General features: G+C 71.6%; 13 protein-coding genes and 1 pseudogene. 3 read left to right on the top strand and 11 right to left on the bottom strand.

Annotation, left to right across the window (positions count from 1 at the left end; all coding sequences use genetic code 11):
- Positions 1-2: 2 nt before the first annotated feature.
- Positions 3-695, top strand: a complete 693-nt coding sequence (locus tag DEJ03_RS11185; RefSeq protein WP_181422685.1) for an HAD family hydrolase — start codon at positions 3-5, stop codon at positions 693-695.
- An 83-nt stretch (positions 696-778) separates the two neighbouring features.
- Here the strand turns inward: DEJ03_RS11185 and DEJ03_RS11180 are convergent, their stop codons facing one another.
- Entirely contained in the window at positions 779-1426 is a 648-nt protein-coding gene (locus DEJ03_RS11180; protein WP_035808235.1) for a DUF1990 family protein, read from the bottom strand.
- Positions 1427-1557: 131 nt separating this feature from the next.
- Between DEJ03_RS11180 and DEJ03_RS11175 the strand changes: the two genes are divergently transcribed.
- On the top strand, positions 1558-2055 hold the full coding sequence (locus DEJ03_RS11175; RefSeq protein WP_110864642.1) for a hypothetical protein: 498 nt from the start codon (positions 1558-1560) through the stop codon (positions 2053-2055).
- Between the two features lie 7 nt (positions 2056-2062).
- On the opposite strand, the gene lepA is transcribed toward DEJ03_RS11175, so the two are convergent.
- Together lepA and DEJ03_RS11165 are read right to left on the bottom strand one after the other, a co-directional pair.
- Positions 2063-3910, bottom strand: a complete 1848-nt coding sequence (lepA, locus tag DEJ03_RS11170; protein ID WP_017886664.1) for a translation elongation factor 4 — start codon at positions 3908-3910, stop codon at positions 2063-2065.
- Positions 3911-4201: 291 nt separating this feature from the next.
- A complete protein-coding gene (locus DEJ03_RS11165) occupies positions 4202-5368 on the bottom strand; it encodes a pyridoxal phosphate-dependent aminotransferase (RefSeq protein WP_110864641.1) in 1167 nt (388 codons plus the stop codon).
- 222 nt (positions 5369-5590) lie between these two features.
- Between DEJ03_RS11165 and rpsT the strand changes: the two genes are divergently transcribed.
- A complete protein-coding gene (gene rpsT, locus DEJ03_RS11160; protein WP_017886662.1) occupies positions 5591-5851 on the top strand; it encodes a 30S ribosomal protein S20 in 261 nt (86 codons plus the stop codon).
- Positions 5852-6028: 177 nt separating this feature from the next.
- On the opposite strand, the gene holA is transcribed toward rpsT, so the two are convergent.
- The 8 genes and pseudogenes from holA to DEJ03_RS11120 form a co-directional block, all read right to left on the bottom strand.
- Positions 6029-7048, bottom strand: a complete 1020-nt coding sequence (gene holA / locus DEJ03_RS11155; RefSeq protein ID WP_027465301.1) for a DNA polymerase III subunit delta — start codon at positions 7046-7048, stop codon at positions 6029-6031.
- 676 nt (positions 7049-7724) lie between these two features.
- Positions 7725-8744: pseudogene (locus DEJ03_RS18385) on the bottom strand (ComEC/Rec2 family competence protein); the annotation flags it as partial.
- Between the two features lie 720 nt (positions 8745-9464).
- Positions 9465-10226: a ComEA family DNA-binding protein gene (locus tag DEJ03_RS11145; protein WP_110864640.1), complete on the bottom strand. Its 762-nt coding sequence runs from the start codon at positions 10224-10226 to the stop codon at positions 9465-9467.
- A 107-nt stretch (positions 10227-10333) separates the two neighbouring features.
- A complete protein-coding gene (leuS, locus tag DEJ03_RS11140; RefSeq protein ID WP_110864639.1) occupies positions 10334-12895 on the bottom strand; it encodes a leucine--tRNA ligase in 2562 nt (853 codons plus the stop codon).
- A gap of 50 nt (positions 12896-12945) precedes the next feature.
- Entirely contained in the window at positions 12946-14634 is a 1689-nt protein-coding gene (gene cydC, locus DEJ03_RS11135) for a thiol reductant ABC exporter subunit CydC (RefSeq protein ID WP_110864638.1), read from the bottom strand.
- On the bottom strand, positions 14631-16313 hold the full coding sequence (cydD, locus tag DEJ03_RS11130) for a thiol reductant ABC exporter subunit CydD (protein WP_110864637.1): 1683 nt from the start codon (positions 16311-16313) through the stop codon (positions 14631-14633). Before cydD ends, cydC begins: the two co-directional genes overlap by 4 nt.
- A 10-nt stretch (positions 16314-16323) precedes the next feature.
- Complete coding sequence (gene cydB, locus DEJ03_RS11125) at positions 16324-17328, bottom strand: cytochrome d ubiquinol oxidase subunit II (RefSeq protein WP_110864636.1); 1005 nt, start codon at positions 17326-17328, stop codon at positions 16324-16326.
- A gap of 16 nt (positions 17329-17344) precedes the next feature.
- Positions 17345-18757 (bottom strand): cytochrome ubiquinol oxidase subunit I, encoded by a 1413-nt coding sequence (locus DEJ03_RS11120; RefSeq protein WP_071405716.1) that lies wholly within the window; start codon positions 18755-18757, stop codon positions 17345-17347.
- Positions 18758-18918: the final 161 nt, after the last annotated feature.

Genomic DNA, 18918 nt, shown 5'->3' with positions numbered 1-18918 from the left:
CCATGGAGCACCATCCCGTCCCCACCACGGTCCTGTGGGACATCGACGGCACCCTCGTGATGAACGCGTCGTCCCCGGGCAACCTCTACCACCTCGCCCTCGAGCGAGCGGTGGGCCGCGACCTCACCCTGCGGGTCGGGCACCAGCACGGCCGGACCGACGCCGGGCTCATCGCCGAGCACGTGCGGGCCCACGCGTTCGAGGACACCCTGATCCCCACGGTCAGCCGGCACCTGCACGACCTGACCGCCGAACGGCACGCCTCCGGCGACCACCGCAGCCCCGTCCCCGGGGCGAAGGCGCTCCTGACCCGCTTCGCCGAACTCGGTTGGCGCAACGGCCTGCTCACCGGCAACTCCGAGTACCGCGCCCGGGTGAAGCTCACCGGCGCCGGGTTCGACGCCGACGTCTTCGACTGGGAGCACTCGTACTTCGGCGACACCGAGGTCGAGCGGGCCGGGGTCACCCTGCGCGCCGCCGCGGAACTGGTCGGCACCCGGGCGGTCATCGTCGGCGACACCCCGCGCGACGGTGAGGCCGCGGACGCCGCGGGCATCCCCTTCCTGGCCGTGGCGACAGGTGTCTACGACGTCGATGCGCTGCGGCACACGAACGCCGTGACCGTCGCACGCGACTGCCAGCAGGACGCCGCCCTCATCGAGGACGCGATCGCCGCGCTCCCACCGCTCCGCTGAGGAGCGGGCTCGGGCGGGAGCGGGCGGGGTCGCGAGACCGCGAGCGACCGCGACCGCGACCGAGCGACCAGTCGCCTAGTCGCCTAGTCGCCTCGCAGCGCCGCCAGGTACTTCTCCGCCATGACCTTCTGCTGCCGCCGCACGAACGGCGCCACGAAGCGCCACTTCCGGCTCGCCGGCTGCGAGAACTGCCGGACCTGCAGCCACACCGACCCGTCCGGGGTGCGCTCGACGACGAACGACTCCTCGCCGGAGAGCGGGTGCCCCTCGAGCGTGCCGTAGGCGAACCCCTTGCGGTCGTGCTCGTCGATGATCGACACGACGCGCACCGGTGCCAGCACGGTCTGCCCGAACGCGTGGATCGTCAGCGTCGCGCTCGTGCCCGCCGTCAGCAGCGGGGTGCCGTCGGGGGCGAACTTCTCGACCCGGGGCGTCCCGATGGACGCCGGGGCGATCGGCACACCGTCGTCGTCGAAGGTCACCGGGTTGTACCGGACCTCGTCGTCGTCGGGCTGCTCCTCCACCCGCACGCGGACTCCGCTGCGTTCCTGGATCTGCCACGTCAGCGCCTGCACGACGGCGGTCTCGAACCGCTGGTCGCCGTGTCCGATCCGGGCGCGCGACTCGGCCGGCGTGAAGCCGTCCGGCGGGTAGGTCATGAGGTCCGACGCCTGGGTCGCCCCCACCGCGCCGTACGTCAGGGCGGTCCGGTAGCTCCCGCGGATGCTCATGCTGCCATGGTACTTGGGCGGACCGCCCCGGATCGAACCGATCCGCGCTCACGTCCGGCGGGTCGGCCCGGCACCCGTGCACCCCGAACTGGAGGCCCGACAACCGTCCGCCCCGCGGCTATCGTCAGCAGGTGCCCCGCCCCACCCCCGCCCGCCCGCGATCCGTCGACCGCCGGACCGCCGTCCTCGCCGCGCTCACGCTCGTCGCGTTCGGCGTGGCGGCGACCGCCCGGGTGCTGGTGGACGTGACCACGTCGGCTGCGGCGTCGCCCGCCCGGTACGCCACCGCCGCGATCGCGCCCGAGGCGTGGAACGGCTTCGACACCGCGAACGTCATCGCCGCCGTCGGGGCGAGCTGCGCCGGCGCCGGGGTGCTGCTGTTCGGTGCCGCACTGGTGTCGGCGGTGCGGCGTGATCGCGGCCGCCGGCTGGCGCTGGTCCTCGCGGTCGTGACGCTCGCGATGGTGGTCGGCGCCGTGGTCGCCGGGATGGCCTCCGGCGAGCAGACCGACTTCGACGCGGCTGCCCACTGGGCCATCCTGCGGACCGCGCTGGCGGGACTTGCCGCAGCGAGCCTCCCGGCCCTCTGCCTGGCCGCGCTGCGGGCTCGCGCCCACCGGAGCGGCTGACCCGGCGCTACTTCTTCTTCTCTTCGACGTCGCCGGAGAGCGCCGCGATGAAGGCCTCCTGCGGGACCTCGACCCGACCGATGGTCTTCATGCGCTTCTTGCCCTCCTTCTGCTTCTCGAGGAGCTTGCGCTTGCGGGTGATGTCACCGCCGTAGCACTTGGCCAGGACGTCCTTGCGCATCGCGCGGATGCTCTCGCGGGCGATGATGCGGGCGCCGATGGCGGCCTGGATCGGCACCTCGAACTGCTGGCGCGGGATGAGCTTGCGCAGCCGCTCGGTCATGAGCGTGCCGTAGGCGTACGCCTTGTCGCGGTGCACGATCGCGCTGAAGGCGTCGACCTGGTCGCCCTGCAGCAGGATGTCGACCTTGACGAGGTCGGCGGCCTGGTCGCCGGTGGGCTCGTAGTCGAGCGACGCGTAGCCCTGGGTCTTGCTCTTCAGCTGGTCGAAGAAGTCGAAGACGATCTCGCCGAGGGGCATCTCGTAGCGGATCTCGACGCGGTCCTCGCCGAGGTACTCCATGCCGAGCAGGGAGCCGCGGCGCTGCTGGCAGAGCTCCATGATCGCGCCGACGTAGTCCTTCGGGGCCAGGATCGCGGCGCGGACCATCGGCTCACGGACCTCGACGATGCGCCCGGTCGGGAACTCCGAGGGGTTCGTGACCTCGGTCACGGCGTTGTCCTCGGTCGTGACCTCGTAGATGACGCTCGGGGCCGTGGTGATGAGGTCGAGGCCGAACTCGCGGGACAGCCGCTCGGTGATGATCTCGAGGTGCAGCAGCCCGAGGAACCCGCAGCGGAACCCGAAGCCGAGCGCGACCGAGGTCTCCGGCTCGTAGACCAGTGCGGCGTCGGAGAGCTTGAGCTTGTCGAGCGCCTCGCGGAGCACCGGGTAGTCGCTGCCGTCGATCGGGTACAGGCCCGAGAACACCATCGGCTTCGGGTCCGTGTAGCCGGGCAGCGCCTGGGTCGCGGGCTTCTGCGCGCTCGTGACGGTGTCGCCGACCTTGGACTGGCGGACGTCCTTCACACCGGTGATCAGGTAGCCCACCTCGCCGACGGACAGCCCCTTCGTGGGCTTCGGCTCCGGGCTCGAGACCCCGATCTCCAGGATCTCGTGCGTCGACTTGGTCGACATCATCTGGACCTTCTCGCGGGGCGAGATGGTGCCGTCGATCATGCGGACGTAGGTGACGACGCCGCGGTAGCTGTCGTAGACCGAGTCGAAGATCATCGCGCGGGGCGCCGCTTCGGCGTCGCCGACGGGGGCCGGAACACGACGGACGACCAGGTCGAGGAGCTCGGGCACCCCGACGCCCGTCTTGCCGGACACCCGGAGGACGTCCTCGGGCTTGCCACCGATGAGCTGTGCGAGCTCGGCGGCGTACTTGTCCGGTTCGGCCGCCGGCAGGTCGATCTTGTTGAGGACCGGGATGATCTCGAGGTCGTTCTCGAGCGCCAGGTACAGGTTCGCGAGCGTCTGCGCCTCGATGCCCTGGGCGGCGTCGACGAGCAGGATCGCGCCCTCGCAGGCGGCCAGGGAGCGGGAGACCTCGTACGAGAAGTCGACGTGCCCTGGGGTGTCGATCATGTTCAGCGCGAAGGTCTCACCGTCGAGTTCCCACGGCATGCGCACGGCCTGCGACTTGATCGTGATGCCGCGCTCGCGCTCGATGTCCATGCGGTCGAGGTACTGCGCACGCATCGCGCGGTCCTCGACGATGCCGGTGATCGACAGCATGCGGTCGGCCAGCGTCGACTTGCCGTGGTCGATGTGCGCGATGATGCAGAAGTTGCGGATCGCGTCGGCCGGGGTCGCTGCGGGCTCCAGCGGTGCGGATGCTTGTGGGCTCACGGTTCCTCAGGTGGGTCGGACGGTCGCAACAGTCTCCCATGCTTCACCCGACCTGGAGGCACGGCGCGCGTCCACCACGCACGGTGCGCGGTTGATCCGCTTCCGGTGCGCTCTCGCGTTGGCGTGCTGGACGCCGCACGGTGCGAGGGCGGCGGGGCCGTGCGCACTTGACCGCCCGGTGTCCGGATGCTGCGCGGCACGGGGCGAGCAGCCTCGCACCAGGTGGAGGACCACGCACCGTGCGCCGTCCTGCCGACCGGCACCGGGCCTCCTGGCCATGTGGACCGCGCGTCAGACGGTCGCGTGCACCGGAGCCGGCAGGGCACCGAGGCCGCGCCGCAGGGCGTCCGAAGTGGCTGCGAGGCAGACGCGGATCCACCCCTCGCCGGTGCGTCCGAAGGCGCTGCCCGGTGCGACGGCGACCCGCTCGCGCTGCAGGAACCCGAGCGCCCACTCGGCGATGTCCCCGTCGGAGGCGTGCGACATGTCGACCCACAGGTAGAACGCCCCGCGCGGGTCGAGGTACCGGATGCCGGCGGCGTCGAGCGTCTCCTTCGCGACCTCGAGGTTCGCGCGGTAGTGCTCCCGGGCGTCGCGCACCGCGGAGTGGTCCCCCACGATCGCCGCGAGGGCCGCGTACTGGTCGGGTTCGGCGACACAGCTGATCATGGCCTCCTGCGTGGTCCGCATCGTCGCGCCGAGCCCCTTCGGCGTGACGAGGTAGCCGACGCGGACGCCGGTCATCGCGTACGTCTTGCTGAGCGAGAACGCCGAGAACACGCGGTCGTCCTCGTCGAGCGCCGCCAGGCTGACGTGCCGGGTGCCGTAGGTGAAGTACTCGTAGACCTCGTCGCTGATGACCCAGAGGTCGTGCCGCTTCGCGAAGGCCAGCAGCGCGCGCAGGGTCTCCTCGCCGAAGACCGAGCCGAGCGGGTTCGACGGCGAGTTGACGACGATCACCCGGGTGCGTTCGGTGACGCTCGCCTCGAGGGCCTGCAGGTCGGGTTCGAACCCGTGCTGCGGCTCCAGCCGGTACGGCACCGGGGTCGCCCCGATGATGTGGGCGTTCATCGTGAAGGTCGTGTAGCCGGGGTCCGGCACGAGCACCTCGTCGCCCGGGCTCAGGGTCAGCGTCATCGCCTGGAACAGTGCCTGCGTCGCACCGATCGTCATCCAGATCTGCTCGAGGTCGGCCTCGATCCGGTTCTCACGGCGGAGCTTGTCCCGGACGGCTTCGCGGAGGGGCGCGATCCCGCCGTTCGGGGTGTACCCGGTGCGGTCCTCGGTCCAGGCACGACGGGCTGCCTCACCGATGTGCGGTGCCACCGGGACGTCCGGCTCGCCGATCACGAGCATCGTGACGTCAGTGCCGCTCGACTGCAGCAGGGCTGCCTGCTCGAAGACCCTCCGGATGCCGGAGGCGGGCACGGTGTCGATGCGCGGTGCGAGGGAGGGCATGTCCGTCACGGTATCCGGTGCGTGTTGCCGTGGGGTTTCGGCGCGGTCGGCCGCGGGCTTCCGCCGATCCGGCGGTGTTTCGTGCTTTGGTGGCAGCCCGCTTGCCTGGTAGTGTTGGTGGCTGGCTTCCGCGTTCCCCGCCCACGGGTGGAACGCGATGCGACCAAGGGCCCCTCTACCCTGCGGTCGCGCCCACCCGTACGAGACGAGCAGGAGCAATTCATGGCGAACATCAAGTCGCAGATCAAGCGCATCAAGACCAACCTCAAGGCCACCGAGCGCAACAAGGCGTACAAGTCGGAGCTCAAGACGCACATCCGTCGTGCCAACGACGCCGTCGCCGCCGGCGACAAGGACAAGGCCGTTGCTGCCCTGGCCCTCGCGTCGAAGAAGCTCGACAAGGCCGTGAGCAAGGGTGTCATCCACAAGAACCAGGCCGCGAACCGCAAGTCGGCCATCGCGAAGAAGGTCTCGTCGCTCTGACGTCCTGACCCTTCTGGTCCGAAGGCCCCGCACCGTTGGTGCGGGGCCTTCGTCGTGTGTGGGGCTTCTGTTTCGTTTCGTGAGCAGAAACGGTCGGGTCGCGAGGGCGCACCCGACCGTTTCTGCTCACGAAATGCCGGCCGACAGGCGCGGGACAGCCGGGAGGCCCGGCTCGCCTCAGCGGGGCTCGCCGCGTCGGGCGATGGTGCGGACCATGACCTCGAGCGCGTAGTGCGCGTCGCGCGAGCCACCCTTCACCGCGGTGTCGGCCTCGGCGATGCTGATGATGGCGTTGGCCAACCCGGACTCGCTCCAGCCGGCGACGTCACGCTGCGCGCGCTGCACCTGCCACGGCGCCATGCCGAGCGCCGAGGCCGCCTGCCCGCTCGGACCCCGGAAGGCGCTGACCTTCGCCATCGTGCGGATCTTGCTCGCGAACGCGGCGACGATCGGCACGGGTGCCTCGCCGGTGGCCAGGGCATGCCGCAGCTCGACGATCGCCGGTGCCGACCGGCCCGCGAGGGCGATGTCGGCGACCTTGAACGCGTTCGTCTCGACGCGACCGCCGTAGTACTTGTCGACGACCTTGTCGGTGATCTCCTCGGCCTCGTCCGCCAGGAGCTGTCGGCACGCGGCGGCGAGTTCGGCGAGGTCGTCGGCGAACGCGGTCACCAGGGTCCGGACGGCGGAGGGCGCGATCCGGCGGCGTGCGGCGCGGAACTCGGCGTTCACGAAGTCGATGCGGTCGGTCTCGCGCTTGAGCTCGTCGCACAGCACCTCGACCCCGCCGCCGACACCGCTGCGGATCGTGTCGAGGAGCTTCTTGCCGCGCACACCACCCCCGTGCCGGAGCACCAGGGTGACGTCGTCGGCGGGGGCTTGCAGGTACGAGATCGTCTCGGTGATGAAGGCGTCGGTGCACTTCTCGACGTTCGTGACCTGCACGAGTCGCGGCTCGCCGAACAGCGACGGGCTGGCGAGGGTCGCGAGGAGCCCGGGGGCGTACTGGTCGGCTTCGAGGTCGTGCACCTCGAGCGCGGGGTCCTCGCCCTGCAGCAGGTCCTTCAGCACACCGCGGGCGCGATCGGCGAGGAACGCTTCGGGCCCCGTGATGAGCACGACGGGCGCCGGACGGATCCCCGACCAGGGCACCTGGTCGATCTTCGCTGCGGCGCGCGCGGGCTTCTTGGCGGCCATGTGGTCCTTCCGGTGGTGCCGGCCCGGACGGTGCCGGGTCGAGTGGTGCACCGTCGATCCTACGGGCGGCCGCCGACGACGAGCGCTCCGTCCACACCCGCACCTCGTCGCTGCCGGACCGGGCGAGCACCACGGTGCCGAGCTCGTCGGTGCGGAGCGGCAGCGTGCCCGCGGCCTCGAGCATGCCGAGGGCCGATGCCGTCGGGTGTCCGTAGGGGTTGTCCGCGCCGACCCCGATGAGCCCGACCCGCGCGGCGAGCCCCCGGTAGAGCTGCGGGTCCTGGTCGGCCGAGCCGTGGTGCGCCACCTTCACGACGTCGATCGGCCCCACCGGAAGCTCCCCGGCGTTCCGGAGCCGACGCTGCGACGACTCCCCCAGGTCGCCGAGGAACACCCCGGTCAGGCACGCCGGACAGGAGTCTCCGTCGGCCGGCCCCGTGACCAGCACGATGCTCGCGTCGTTGCCGGCGGCACGGTTGCCGACCAGCGGCCACACCACACGCCAGGCGAGCGGCCCGAGGGTTCCGGAGACCCGGTCTTGAGCCGTCCGGACGTCGACACCGGCACGCCGGAGGTCGTCGACCACCCGCTCGTCCGACGCACGGCCCACGGGTCCGACCAGGGCGGTCTCGACGGTGCCGGCCACAGCGTCCACCGCACCGACGTGGTCGCGGTCGAAGTGCGTCAGGACGAGCAGGTCGATCCGGGAGACCCCGAGCAGGTCCAGGCACGCCCGGAGCCGTTCCTCGTCGTCGCCGGTGTCCACGAGCGCGACGGCGTCGTCACCGCGGAGCAGCACGGCGTCCCCCTGCCCGACGTCGCACGCGGCGACCGACCAGTCGCCCGGCACCGAGCCCCGGACGACGAGCACCGGGACGGTGACCGCTGCGACACCGACCACGACCACGACCCCCGCGGCGAGCAGCAGCCGGGAGCCGATCCACCCCCGGACCAGCACGGCGACCGCGATGCAGCCGCACACGAGCACGGCGGCGGCCACACCGAGCACCCCGGCCGGCCAGGGTGCCGAGGCGTACGGCAGGGCGGCCGCCCCGTGTGCAATGCCCCCGACGGCGGCGGCCGGGACCCAGGCGACGGCCGCGAGCCCCTGCGCACCCACCGGCCACACCGGAGCGAGGCCACACGCGGCGAGTCCGACCACCGTGACGACCGGCGCGAACGGCTCCGCCAGCAGGTTCGCCGGCACCGCGTAGGTCGGGAGCGCCGCCGACAGCGGGATCGTCACCGGCCAGCACGCCACCTGCGCCGCGACGGGGATCGCGAGTGCCGCGGCGACCGGCGGCCACACACGACGCGCCAGGAGCTCGGTGAGCTGCGGTCCGAGCACCACGATCCCGCTCGTGGCGAGCACGGACAGGGCGAACGCGAACGACCGGGCGAACCAGGGGTCGACGACGAGCATGCCGACCGCGGCGAGGGCGATGAGCGGGACGCCCCGCACCGGTCGGCCGGCCAGGTGCACGACGAGCACCACGATCGCCATCACCGTCGCCCGGACGATCGAGGGGTCGGGCCGCACGAGCACGACGAACACCAGGAGCACGCCGACGGCCGCCGCCGCTCGGGGGCCTCTCGGTAGCCCGCAGGCACGGCCGAGGACCACGACGAGCCCGACCACCACCGCGCAGTTCGCCCCGGACACCGCCGTCAGGTGCGTCAGCGCCGAGGTCTCCATCGCCGCCTCGGTCGTCGGGTCGAGGCCGGAGCGGTCCCCGATCGCGAGTCCGCGCAGCAGTGCCGCTCCGGGCTGCGGCAGGTCGGCAGTGGCCCGCACGAAGGCCTGTCGCGCGGTGTCGGTGGCGCCGAGCAGTCCGTCGGGCGGCACCGACGACGGCGCCCCGCGCAGGAACGCCACGAACGCGGTCGCCGATCCGGGTTCGTCCGGCTGCACGGCGGCGGTCACGGTGACCCGGGCACCGGCTGCCAGCACGGCTCCCGGTGCACCGCCGTGCTGGTCGGGAACGAGCCGGACCGGCACGCGGAGCCCGTCGAGGTCGTCCGCACGCACGAGCGTCGCGGTGACGGAGCGGTCACCCGGCACGAGGTCGCGGGTCAGCACCGCCTCGACGTCGACGCGCCCTGCCCCCGGCCCGGCGACGAGCGCACGCAGCGGTTCCGGAGCCCGCCGGGACTCCCCCACGGTGACCGACACCGCGAGCAGCGTCGTCAGGGCCCCCGCGACGAGCAGGAGCCCGGCGACGACCGGCACGACCCCGGTGCCCCGTCGCCACCGGAGCACGATCCCGCTGACGCCGGTGAGGAGCGCCGCGGCCCCACCGACCACGGCTGCCACGTCGGGCACGCCGACGAGCAGGGCGGTCGCGATCCAGGCGACCGCCACCGGCACCGCGACCCGCAGGTCGATCGCACTCGGCGCGAGCTGCACCGTCGCCCCTCAGACCCGCACACGATCGCGGAGCTCGGCGAACCGCACGTCGCCGATGCCGCTGACGTCGAGCAGGTCCTCGACCGTGGTGAACCGGCCGTGCTCGTCACGCCAGGCGATGATCCGCCCGGCCAGCCCCGGTCCGATGCCGGGCAGGGTCTCGAGCACGGCCTGGTCGGCGGTGTTCAGGTCGACGACGGCGGACTCCTCGCCCCCGGTGCCCGCCGCGCCACCGCCGCTCCCGGCCCCGGCCCCGGCCCCGGCAGTCGGCCCGGCGGCAGCACCGTCCGCCACCGGCCCGAGCGCCTCCGGCACCTCCTGTTGCCCGACCCGCGGCACGTACAACCGCTCGCCGTCCGTCAGCACCCGCGCCAGGTTCAGCCGGTCGAGGTCGGCGTCATCGGTGGCCCCGCCAGCACGTTCGAGCGCGTCACCGACCCGGCTCGATGCCGGCAACTCGACCACGCCGCTCCGCCGCACCGCCCCGAGCACGTGCACCACGACGCGCCCGGCATCAGGAGCGGACGGAGCAGCACCGGCAGACGCACCAGCCGACGGCGACGGGCCGCCCGACGCCGCACCGGCCGTCGGCGCCCCACGCACGACGACCCCGCCCGTTCCTCCGCCACCCTCGCCACCACCCGACACCAGCGCCCCGACGAGCACCACGAGGACGGCGACCACCACCACGACCGCCGCCAGCACCACGGCGGCCCGCGGTGACAACGCGAGACGGGACCACCAGGGTCCGGGCGACGACGGGGACGACATGCCCCGAACGCTACGGAGCCCGGCCGATCGGCCGGGCTCCGGAGGTCACACCCGTGGACAGGTGCCGCGAACGCCCCTGCTGTGAGGGACGACGCCAGCGACGGTCGCTACCCCTTGATGGCGATGTTCACGAGCTTCGGCGCCCGGACGATCACCTTCACGATCTCCCGGTCACCGATGTACCGCTGCACGTTCGCCGACGACCGTGCGAGCTGCTCGAGGTCGTCCGCCTCGATCGACTTCGACACCTCGAACGAGTCACGCACCTTGCCGTTGACCTGTACGACGGCGGTCAGGGTCTCCTGCACGAGCAGCGTCGGGTCGGCCTTCCGCCAGCCGTACGTGGCGACGGTGGCCTCGTAGCCCAGCCGCTCCCACATCTCCTCGCCGGTGTACGGCGCGAAGACGCTCAGCCCGAGCGCGATGGTCTCGACGGCCTCGCGCACGGCGGGGTCACCGGCACCGGGGCCGCTGTCGATCGCCTTGCGGGTGACGTTGACCAGGTCCATCAGTCGCGCGATCACGACGTTGAACTTGAACGACTCCATCATCCCGGGGGCGTCCGCGAGGAACCGGTGCGTGACCTGGCGGAGAGCCCGGTCGCCGTCGGCCCACACGACGTCGCGTGCGGACGTGACGTCGAGCGCCAGGCGGTACGCCCGCGCCAGGAACCGTGCGGAGGCGGACGGGGAGACGTCCTCCCAGTTGATGTCGTCCTCCGGCGGGCCCGCGAAGCCCATCACCAGGCGGATGGCGTCGACGCCGTTCGCGTCGAGCTCGTCACCGAGCGAGACGCCGCCCTTCGACTTCGACATCTTCGAGCCACCGGACAGCACCATGCCCTGGTTGAGCAGTGCCGAGAACGGCTCGGTGAAGTCGAGGTACCCGAGGTCGAACAGGACCTTCGTGACGAAGCGGGCGTAGAGCAGGTGCAGGATCGCGTGCTCGATGCCGCCGATGTACTGGTCGACCGGAGCCCAGCGGCGCGCGGCTGCCGGGTCGAACGCCTGGGTGTCGTCGTTCGCCGACAGGAACCGCAGGAAGTACCACGACGAGTCGACGAAGGTGTCCATCGTGTCGGTGTCGCGGAGCGCGGGCGTGCCGTCGACGGGGTTCGGGACGTTCACCCAGTCGGTCGCGCCACCGAGCGGGGACGTGCCCTTGGGCTTGAGGTCGAGCCCCTCGGTGTCGGGCAGCACGATCGGCAGCTGGTCCTCGGGCACCGGGTGCTCGGTGCCGTCGGCGCCGTGGATGATCGGGATCGGGGTGCCCCAGAAGCGCTGGCGCGAGATGAGCCAGTCGCGCAGGCGGTAGGTCTTGGCGGCACGGCCGGTGCCGCGCTCCTCGAGCAGCGCGATGGCAGCGGTGATGGCGTGCTGCTTCGACATGCCGTCGAGCGGCCCGGAGTTGATCATCCGGCCCTGACCGGTCAGCGCTTCGCCGGTGGCGACCGGGTCGAGGGTCGGCACGTCGAAGTCGTCGAGCGTCGCGCCCTCGGGGATGACCGGGATCGCGCCGGTGACGGCGGCGTTCGTGTCGACGACCACCTTGACGGGCAGTTCGAACGCCCGCGCGAAGTCGAGGTCGCGCTGGTCGTGCGCGGGCACGGCCATCACGGCGCCGTGGCCGTAGTCGGCGAGCACGTAGTCGGCGGCCCAGATGGGCAGGCGCTCCCCGGTGAGGGGGTGGATCGCCGACCGGCCGAGCGGCACGCCGGTCTTCGGGCGGTCGGCGTTCTGCCGGTCGATCTCGGACGTCTTCTGCGTTGCCGTCAGGTAGGCGTCGAAATCGTCACGGACGGAGGACGGCACCGACGGGTCGGCGACGAGCTCAGCCGCCAGGTCGGAGTCCGGCGCGACGACCAGGAACGTCGCCCCGTGGATCGTGTCCGGGCGGGTGGTGAAGACCGTGACGGGCTCGTCGCGGCCCTCGATCACGAAGTCGACGTCGGCACCGACCGAGCGGCCGATCCAGTTGCGCTGCTGCGCGATGACCTTCGCCGGCCACCGTCCCTCGAGCTGGTTCAGGTCGTCGAGCAGCCGGTCGGCGTACTCGGTGATCTTGAAGTACCACTGCGTGAGCTTCTTCTTCACGACGACGGCGCCGGAGCGGTCCGAGGTGCCGTCGGCGAGGACCTGCTCGTTCGCGAGCACGGTCTGGTCCACCGGGTCCCAGTTGACCCAGCTGTCCTTGCGGTACGCCAGGCCCTTCTCGTACATCTTCAGGAACAGCCACTGGTTCCACTTGTAGTACTCGGGGTCCGAGGTGTGGATCTCGGTGGTCCAGTCGAACGACGGCGCGTAGCGCTTGAAGGACGCCTTCTGCTGCTCGATGTTCGCGTAGGTCCAGTCCTTCGGGTCCACCCCGCGCTTGATCGCCGCGTTCTCGGCGGGCAGCCCGAACGAGTCCCAGCCGATCGGGTGCAGCACGTTGAAGCCCTGCTGACGCCAGTAGCGCGCGACGAAGTCCCCGAGCGCCCAGTTCTCGGCGTGCCCCATGTGCAGGTCGCCGGACGGGTACGGGAACATCTCGAGGATGTACTTGCGCGGACGGGTGTCGTCGAGGTCGGTGGTGAAGAGCCCGAGCTCTTCCCAGCGGGGCTGCCACTTCTCCTGGATACGACGGAAGTCGTAGGCGTTCGGGTCCTCGGCGTGCTGCTCGGTGGTCACGGTCGTCAACGATACAAGCCGGGAGGCCCGTCCCGCGTCCGCCTGTCGGCTCACCCGGCGAACAGGCGCCCGTCCCGCATCCGCAGGGTGCGGTCGACCAGGTCCGGCGCCACCGGGACGTGCGACACGATGACGACCGTCCGACCCGCTGCGCGGGCCGTGGTGACGAGGTCACGCAGCACGCTGTCACCGAGGTCCGGGTCGACGTCGGCGGTCGGTTCGTCGAGCACCAGCACCGGGAACGCGTGCAGCAGTGCGCGGGCGAGCGCGAGCCGGTGCGCCTGGCCGCCGGACACGAGCACGCCGCGTTCCCCGACCGAGGCGTCCAGCCCGCCCCGTCGGACGACCCAGTCCCCCAGGCCGACGCGGTCGAGCACGGCGAGCAGTTCCTCGTCGGTCGCGGTCTCGCGGGCGAAGAGCAGGTTCTGCCGCACCGACTGGTCGAACACGAACGGGTCCTGTTCGATCAGGCCGACCCGGGCCCGCACCGCGTCGGGGTGCATCGCCTTCGCCTCGACGCCGTCGAGCGTGTAGGAGCCCTCGTGCTCCACGAACCGGACGAGCGCGTCGACCAGGGTCGACTTGCCGGCACCGCTCGGCCCCTGGAGGACGACGACATCGCCGGGGGCGAGCGTGAACGAGACCCCGTCGACCGCCGGCTCGGCCGCTCCCGGCCAGCGGACGGTCAGGTCCTGCACGGCGAGCGTGACCGGCCCCTCGACCACGAGCGACGCCGGGTCGGCGTCCTCTTCGGGCTCGGGGACGATGCCGACGGGCACCTCGGCGGGCACGACCTGCTCGACCCGTTCGGCCGCGGCACGCACCCGGCGGAGCGTCAGGACGGCGAGCGGGACGGTCCCGACGACCTCGAAGAGCGCCAGCGGCACGAACACCGTCAGTGCCCAGAGCGGACCGTCGAGCGCTCCGGACACCACGGCGGGGGCACCGACGGCGAGGATCCCGATCACCGCACCGCCACCGACCAGGCCGACGATCGCACCGACGAGCGACTCGACCGTGCCGCGGCGTCGGACGGCCCGGGTGACGCGGGCGTCGAGCCGGGCGATGTGTGCGAGCCGCTCGTCCAGGGTGCCGTAGGCGGCGAAGACGTCGAGCGTCCGGACGGTGTCGAGCACCAGGTCCGCGACGCGACCCCGGTCGGCAGCGGTCTCGCGGTCCGAGCGCTCGGCGATCGCCCGGGTGACGATCGTGCCGACCAGGGCCGCGACCGCCAGCGCGAGGACGAGCACGAGCGCCGCCGGCACCGACACGAGCGCCACGGCGACGACCGACAGCACCGCGACGACCCCGGCGGAGACGAGCGGCCCGACGACGCGGATCGGCAGGTCCTGCAGCCGGTCGGTGTCGGTCACCAGGCGCGTCATGAGGTCGCCGCGTCCGGTCCGGCCGAGTCCGGCGGGAGCGATCGACGCCAGCCGCCGGTACATCTCCGTCCGCACCACGGCCAGTTGCCGGAAGGACGCGTCGTGCCCGGCGAGCCGGTCGACGTACCGCAGCACCGCACGCCCCAGCGCGAACGCACGTACGCCGACCATCACGAGCGTCAGGTACAGGATCGGCGGGTGCTCGGCGGCACGGGTGATCAGGTAGCCGCTCGCGGCGAGGAGCGCGACGGCGCAGACCGCGCTGAGTGACCCGGCGGCGACCGCCTTCGCCCAACCCGACCCGTGCGGCATCGCGAGCCGCAGGACGGAGCCGCCACGGGCCTCCCGGCTCATGCGCGCACCCCCCTGCGGACCGTCACGGACCCGCCGACGCCGACGTCCACGCGGACGTCGGCCGCGGCGACGACCGCGGGTCGGTGGCTGGCGACCACGACGACGGCGCCGTCGGCCGCCAGGCCTCGGGCTGCCGCGATGACGCGTTCCTCGGACTCGGCGTCCAGCGCGGACGTCGGCTCGTCGAGCAGCACGAGGGGCGTGGCGGCGCGGCGCGCGCGGTACAGCGCGCGTGCGACGGCGACACGCTGTGCCTGGCCGCCGGACAGGCCGCTGCCACCGGCGCCGACCGGGAGGCCCGGGTCGAGTCCCAGCCCCGCGTCGCCCAGGGCGGTGCGCACGTCGGCGTCGTCGGGGGTCGCGCTGAGCGCGACGTTCTCGGCGATCGTCCCGCGGACGAGACGCGGGCGCTGGTCGGCCCACGTGGTGCGCTCGGCGACGGACGCGCCGGCCGGGCCGGGCACGGTGACGGCACCGTCGTGCGGCAGGACGCCGCGGAGTGCGGCGATGATGCTCGACTTGCCGGAACCGCTCGGGCCGGCCAGCACGACGACGGTGCCGGGCTCGGCGTGCAGGTCGAACGGCCCGATCACGACGTCGGGTCGGCGGACGGTGAGCCCGCGGACGTCGAGCCCCCGGACGTCCACCGCGGCGGCGAGTGCTGCGGTGTCCGTGTCGGTCCCGCTGCTGCCGGTCGCGGACGGTGATGCGGTCTCGTCGTCGGCCAGCACGTCGAGCACCGCGGCCGAGGCCTCGACGCCGTCCTGGGCGGCGTGGAAGTCGGCGCCGACTTGGCGGATCGGGGCGAAGGCCTCCGGTGCCAGCACGAGCACGAACATCGCGGCCCCGAGGCCGAGCGAGCCGTCCACCAGGCGGATGCCGATCGAGACGGCGACCAGTGCGACGGACAGACTCGCCGCGAGCTCGAGCGCGAAGCCGCTCACGAACGACAGCCGGAGCACGCCGATCGTGCCACGGCGGTACTGGTCGGTGACCGCCCCGATGCGACCGACCTGGCGGCGCGCACGGCCGAACACCTTGAGCGTGGCGAGCCCCTCGACGGCCTCGGTGAAGGCGCCACCCAGCTTCGCGAGGGCGTCCGACTGCTTCCGCTGCAGCGACTGCGTGGCCAGGCCGATCAGGATCATGAAGACCGGGATCACCGGCAGGGCGAACAGGATGATCAGCCCGCTGGTCAGGTCGCCCAGGCCGATCGCGACCAGGAGCATCGGCGTCGCGATCGCGGTCAGCGCGAGCTGCGGCAGGTACCGGCCGAAGTAGGCGTCGAGTGCGTCGAGCCCGGGACCGAGCGTGGTGGCGAAGCCGGCGCTCGACCGGCCGGCGAGCCACGACGGACCGCGCTCGGCGGCACGGGCGAGCACCGTCGTGCGCATCTCGCTCTTCACCTTCGCCGCAGCGCGTGCCGCCAGGTCGTCGGTCGCCCACGCGGCCACCGCACGCAGGACGAACGCCGCGCCGAGCAGCGCGAGCGCCTGCCCGAACGCCGCCGGCACCCTGCCGTCGCCGGCGGCGTCGACCCCGAGGGTGACGGCCGCAGCGATCCCCCACGCGATCGCGATGGTCGCGAGCGTGCGGAGGACACCGGTGCCGGCGGCGGCGACGATGAAGCCGCGCGCCGTCCGGGACAACCGCAGGAGTCGGGGGTCGAGGGGCTTCATCGTCGTCCGCCTAGTGCGCGGCCGCGGTGACGTGGGCGCGGGAGACGCGCTTGCGGAACACCCAGTAGGTCCAGGCCTGGTACGCGAAGACCAGGGGCACGAAGATCAGCGCGACCCAGCTCATCACGGTCAGCGTGTACGACCCGGACGAGGCGTTGTACACGTTCAGGCTGTTCGCGACGTCGTTCGAGGCCGGCATCACGTCGGGGAAGATCGCCGTGAACATCGCGAGCACGATCGCAGCGATGGTGACCGCCATCAGCGTGAAGGCGCGCCCCTCCTTGCCCCAGGCGTTGCAGAGCACGGCGAGCACCAGGGCCAGGGCGGCGACCACGGAGAGCACCAGCGAGGCCGGGGTGGCCCGGACGAAGGCCATCGACACCAGGAACGCGGCGCCGACGACGATCGTGACGATGCCGGCCCGGGTCGCCAGGCGCTTGGCGCGGACGCGGATGTCGCCCTCGGTCTTCAGCGCGACGAAGACGACCCCGTGGGTGAAGAACACCAGCAGCGTCGCGGCACCGGTCAGCAGCGCGAACGGGTTGAGCAGGTCGAAGATCGTGCCGGTGTAGTTGTGCCCGGCGTCCATCGGGATGCCACGGACGACGTTGCCGAACGCGACGCCCCACAGGAACGACGGCACGGCACTGCCGACGATGATCATCAGGTCGAAGCGGCGCTTCCACTCGAGGTGCTTGTTCTGGTGCCGGTACTCGAACGACACCCCTCGCAGGATGAGTGCAGCGAGGATGAGCAGCAGCGCCAGGTAGAAGCCGGAGAACATCGTGGCGTACCACTCCGGGAACGCCGCGAACAGGCACGCCCCGGCGACGATGACCCAGGTCTCGTTGAGGTCCCAGACCGGGCCGATGGTGTTGATCAGGACCCGACGGTCGGTGTCGTCCTTGCCGAGGAACGGCAGGGACATGCCGACACCGAAGTCGAATCCGTCGAGGACGAAGTAGCCGACGAAGAAGACGCCGACGATCGCGAACCAGAGAACGGGGAGATCCATCAGGCAGCGTCCATTTCTAGTAGACCGTCACTTCGTGCTTGACCTCGCCGGTCTCCTCGTCGACCTCGTCCGGGTCGGCGGGCCCCTCTTGCGCGACCTTCTTGATGAGCTTGAACTCGACGACGGCCAGCGAGCCGTAGATCAGGGTGAAGACCAGCAGCGAGATGAGGACCTCGAGTCCGGTCACGTTCGGCGACACACCGTCCTTCGTCTGGAGCAGCCCGAACACGAGCCACGGCTGGCGGCCCATCTCGGTGAAGACCCAGCCGACGATCATCGCGGCCATCGGCAGCGGCACCGTCCAGGTGGCGATGCGCCACACCCAGCGCTGCGTCGGGAACCGGCCCTTGCGGGTCAGCCACAGCCCGACCAGCGAGACCATGACCGCGCCGACACCGAGGGCGATCATCCAGCGGAACGACCAGTAGGTGACCCAGATGATCGGCTTGTAGTCGCCGGGGCCGTACACCTGCGTGTACTGCGCCTGCAGGTCGTTGATGCCCTCGACCGTGCCGTTGAACGTGTGCGTCGACAGGAACGACAGCAGGTACGGCACCCGGATCGAGAACAGCTCGTGCACGCCGTCGGGCGTGCCGAGCGTGAAGATCGAGAACGAGGCGTCCTTGCCGGTCGCGGTGTTGTACAGCGCCTCCGCCGCCGCCATCTTCATCGGCTGCGTGTCGACCATCGTCAGGCCGAGCTGGTCGCCGGTCAGGACGGTCAGCGCGCCTGCCGCGAGCATGGTCCACATGCCGAACTTCAGCGCCGGCAGCATCGTCTCGAGGTTCTGGTTGCGGGCCAGGTGGTAGGCCGCGACCGAGATGATGACCGCCGCGGCGACCATGAAGCAGGCGAAGAGCGTGTGCGGGAACGCGGCCAGGGCGACCTTGTTGCCGAGCACCGCCCAGATGTCGGTGAGCTCCGCACGGCCCTTGGCCTCGTTCATCGCGAAGCCGACCGGGTGCTGCATGAACGCGTTCGCGGCGATGATGAAGTACGCCGACATGATCGTGCCGGCGCTCACGCACCAGATGCTCGCCAGGTGCAGGCCCTTGGGCAGGCGGTCCCAGCCGAAGATCCAGATGCCGATGAAGGCCGCTTCGAAGAAGAACGCCAGGATGCCCTCGAGCGCGAGCGGTGCGCCGAAGACGTCACCGACGAAGCGCGAGTAGTTCGACCAGTTCATGCCGAACTGGAACTCCTGCACGATGCCCGTCACGACACCCATCGCGAAGTTGATCAGGAAGATCCGCCCGAAGAACCGCGTCAGCTGCAGGTAGTGCGCGCGGCCGGTCCGGTACCAGGCGGTCTGGAACACGGCCACGACGGCTGCCATGCCGATCGTCAGCGGGACGAAGAGGAAGTGGTAGATGGTCGTCAGACCGAACTGCCACCGCGACAGGAGGAGCGGATCGAGGAGGTCGTTCATGCGGCGATTCCGAGACGGGTGGCCGCGCGCTGTTCGTGCACGTCAGTTGCTTCCTGTGGAACGGATACATCAGGTGTCACAGCCCTTGGGACACCCCAACGCTATCGCGCGGCATCACACTTCGACAAGTTGTAGAACGACTCCGTGCACAAACGTGCACG

Origin of the sequence: Curtobacterium sp. MCLR17_043 (assembly GCF_003224215.1) — a bacterium.
Taxonomy (GTDB): Bacteria; Actinomycetota; Actinomycetes; order Actinomycetales; family Microbacteriaceae; genus Curtobacterium; species Curtobacterium flaccumfaciens.
Note: the sequence above shows the minus strand (reverse complement) of the source record. Positions and strands in the feature narration are given on the sequence as shown.

Bases quoted from the DNA above. Each gene is read 5' to 3' on its own strand.
- DEJ03_RS11185 (WP_181422685.1), top strand. From the start codon at position 3: ATGGAGCACCATCCCGTCCCCACCACGGTCCTGTGGGACATCGACGGC.
- DEJ03_RS11180 (WP_035808235.1), bottom strand. From the start codon at position 1,426: ATGAGCATCCGCGGGAGCTACCGGACCGCCCTGACGTACGGCGCGGTG.
- DEJ03_RS11165 (WP_110864641.1), bottom strand. From the start codon at position 5,368: ATGCCCTCCCTCGCACCGCGCATCGACACCGTGCCCGCCTCCGGCATC.
- rpsT (WP_017886662.1), top strand. From the start codon at position 5,591: ATGGCGAACATCAAGTCGCAGATCAAGCGCATCAAGACCAACCTCAAG.
- holA (WP_027465301.1), bottom strand. From the start codon at position 7,048: ATGGCCGCCAAGAAGCCCGCGCGCGCCGCAGCGAAGATCGACCAGGTG.
- DEJ03_RS11145 (WP_110864640.1), bottom strand. From the start codon at position 10,226: ATGTCGTCCCCGTCGTCGCCCGGACCCTGGTGGTCCCGTCTCGCGTTG.
- cydC (WP_110864638.1), bottom strand. From the start codon at position 14,634: ATGAGCCGGGAGGCCCGTGGCGGCTCCGTCCTGCGGCTCGCGATGCCG.
- cydD (WP_110864637.1), bottom strand. From the start codon at position 16,313: ATGAAGCCCCTCGACCCCCGACTCCTGCGGTTGTCCCGGACGGCGCGC.
- cydB (WP_110864636.1), bottom strand. From the start codon at position 17,328: ATGGATCTCCCCGTTCTCTGGTTCGCGATCGTCGGCGTCTTCTTCGTC.
- DEJ03_RS11120 (WP_071405716.1), bottom strand. From the start codon at position 18,757: ATGAACGACCTCCTCGATCCGCTCCTCCTGTCGCGGTGGCAGTTCGGT.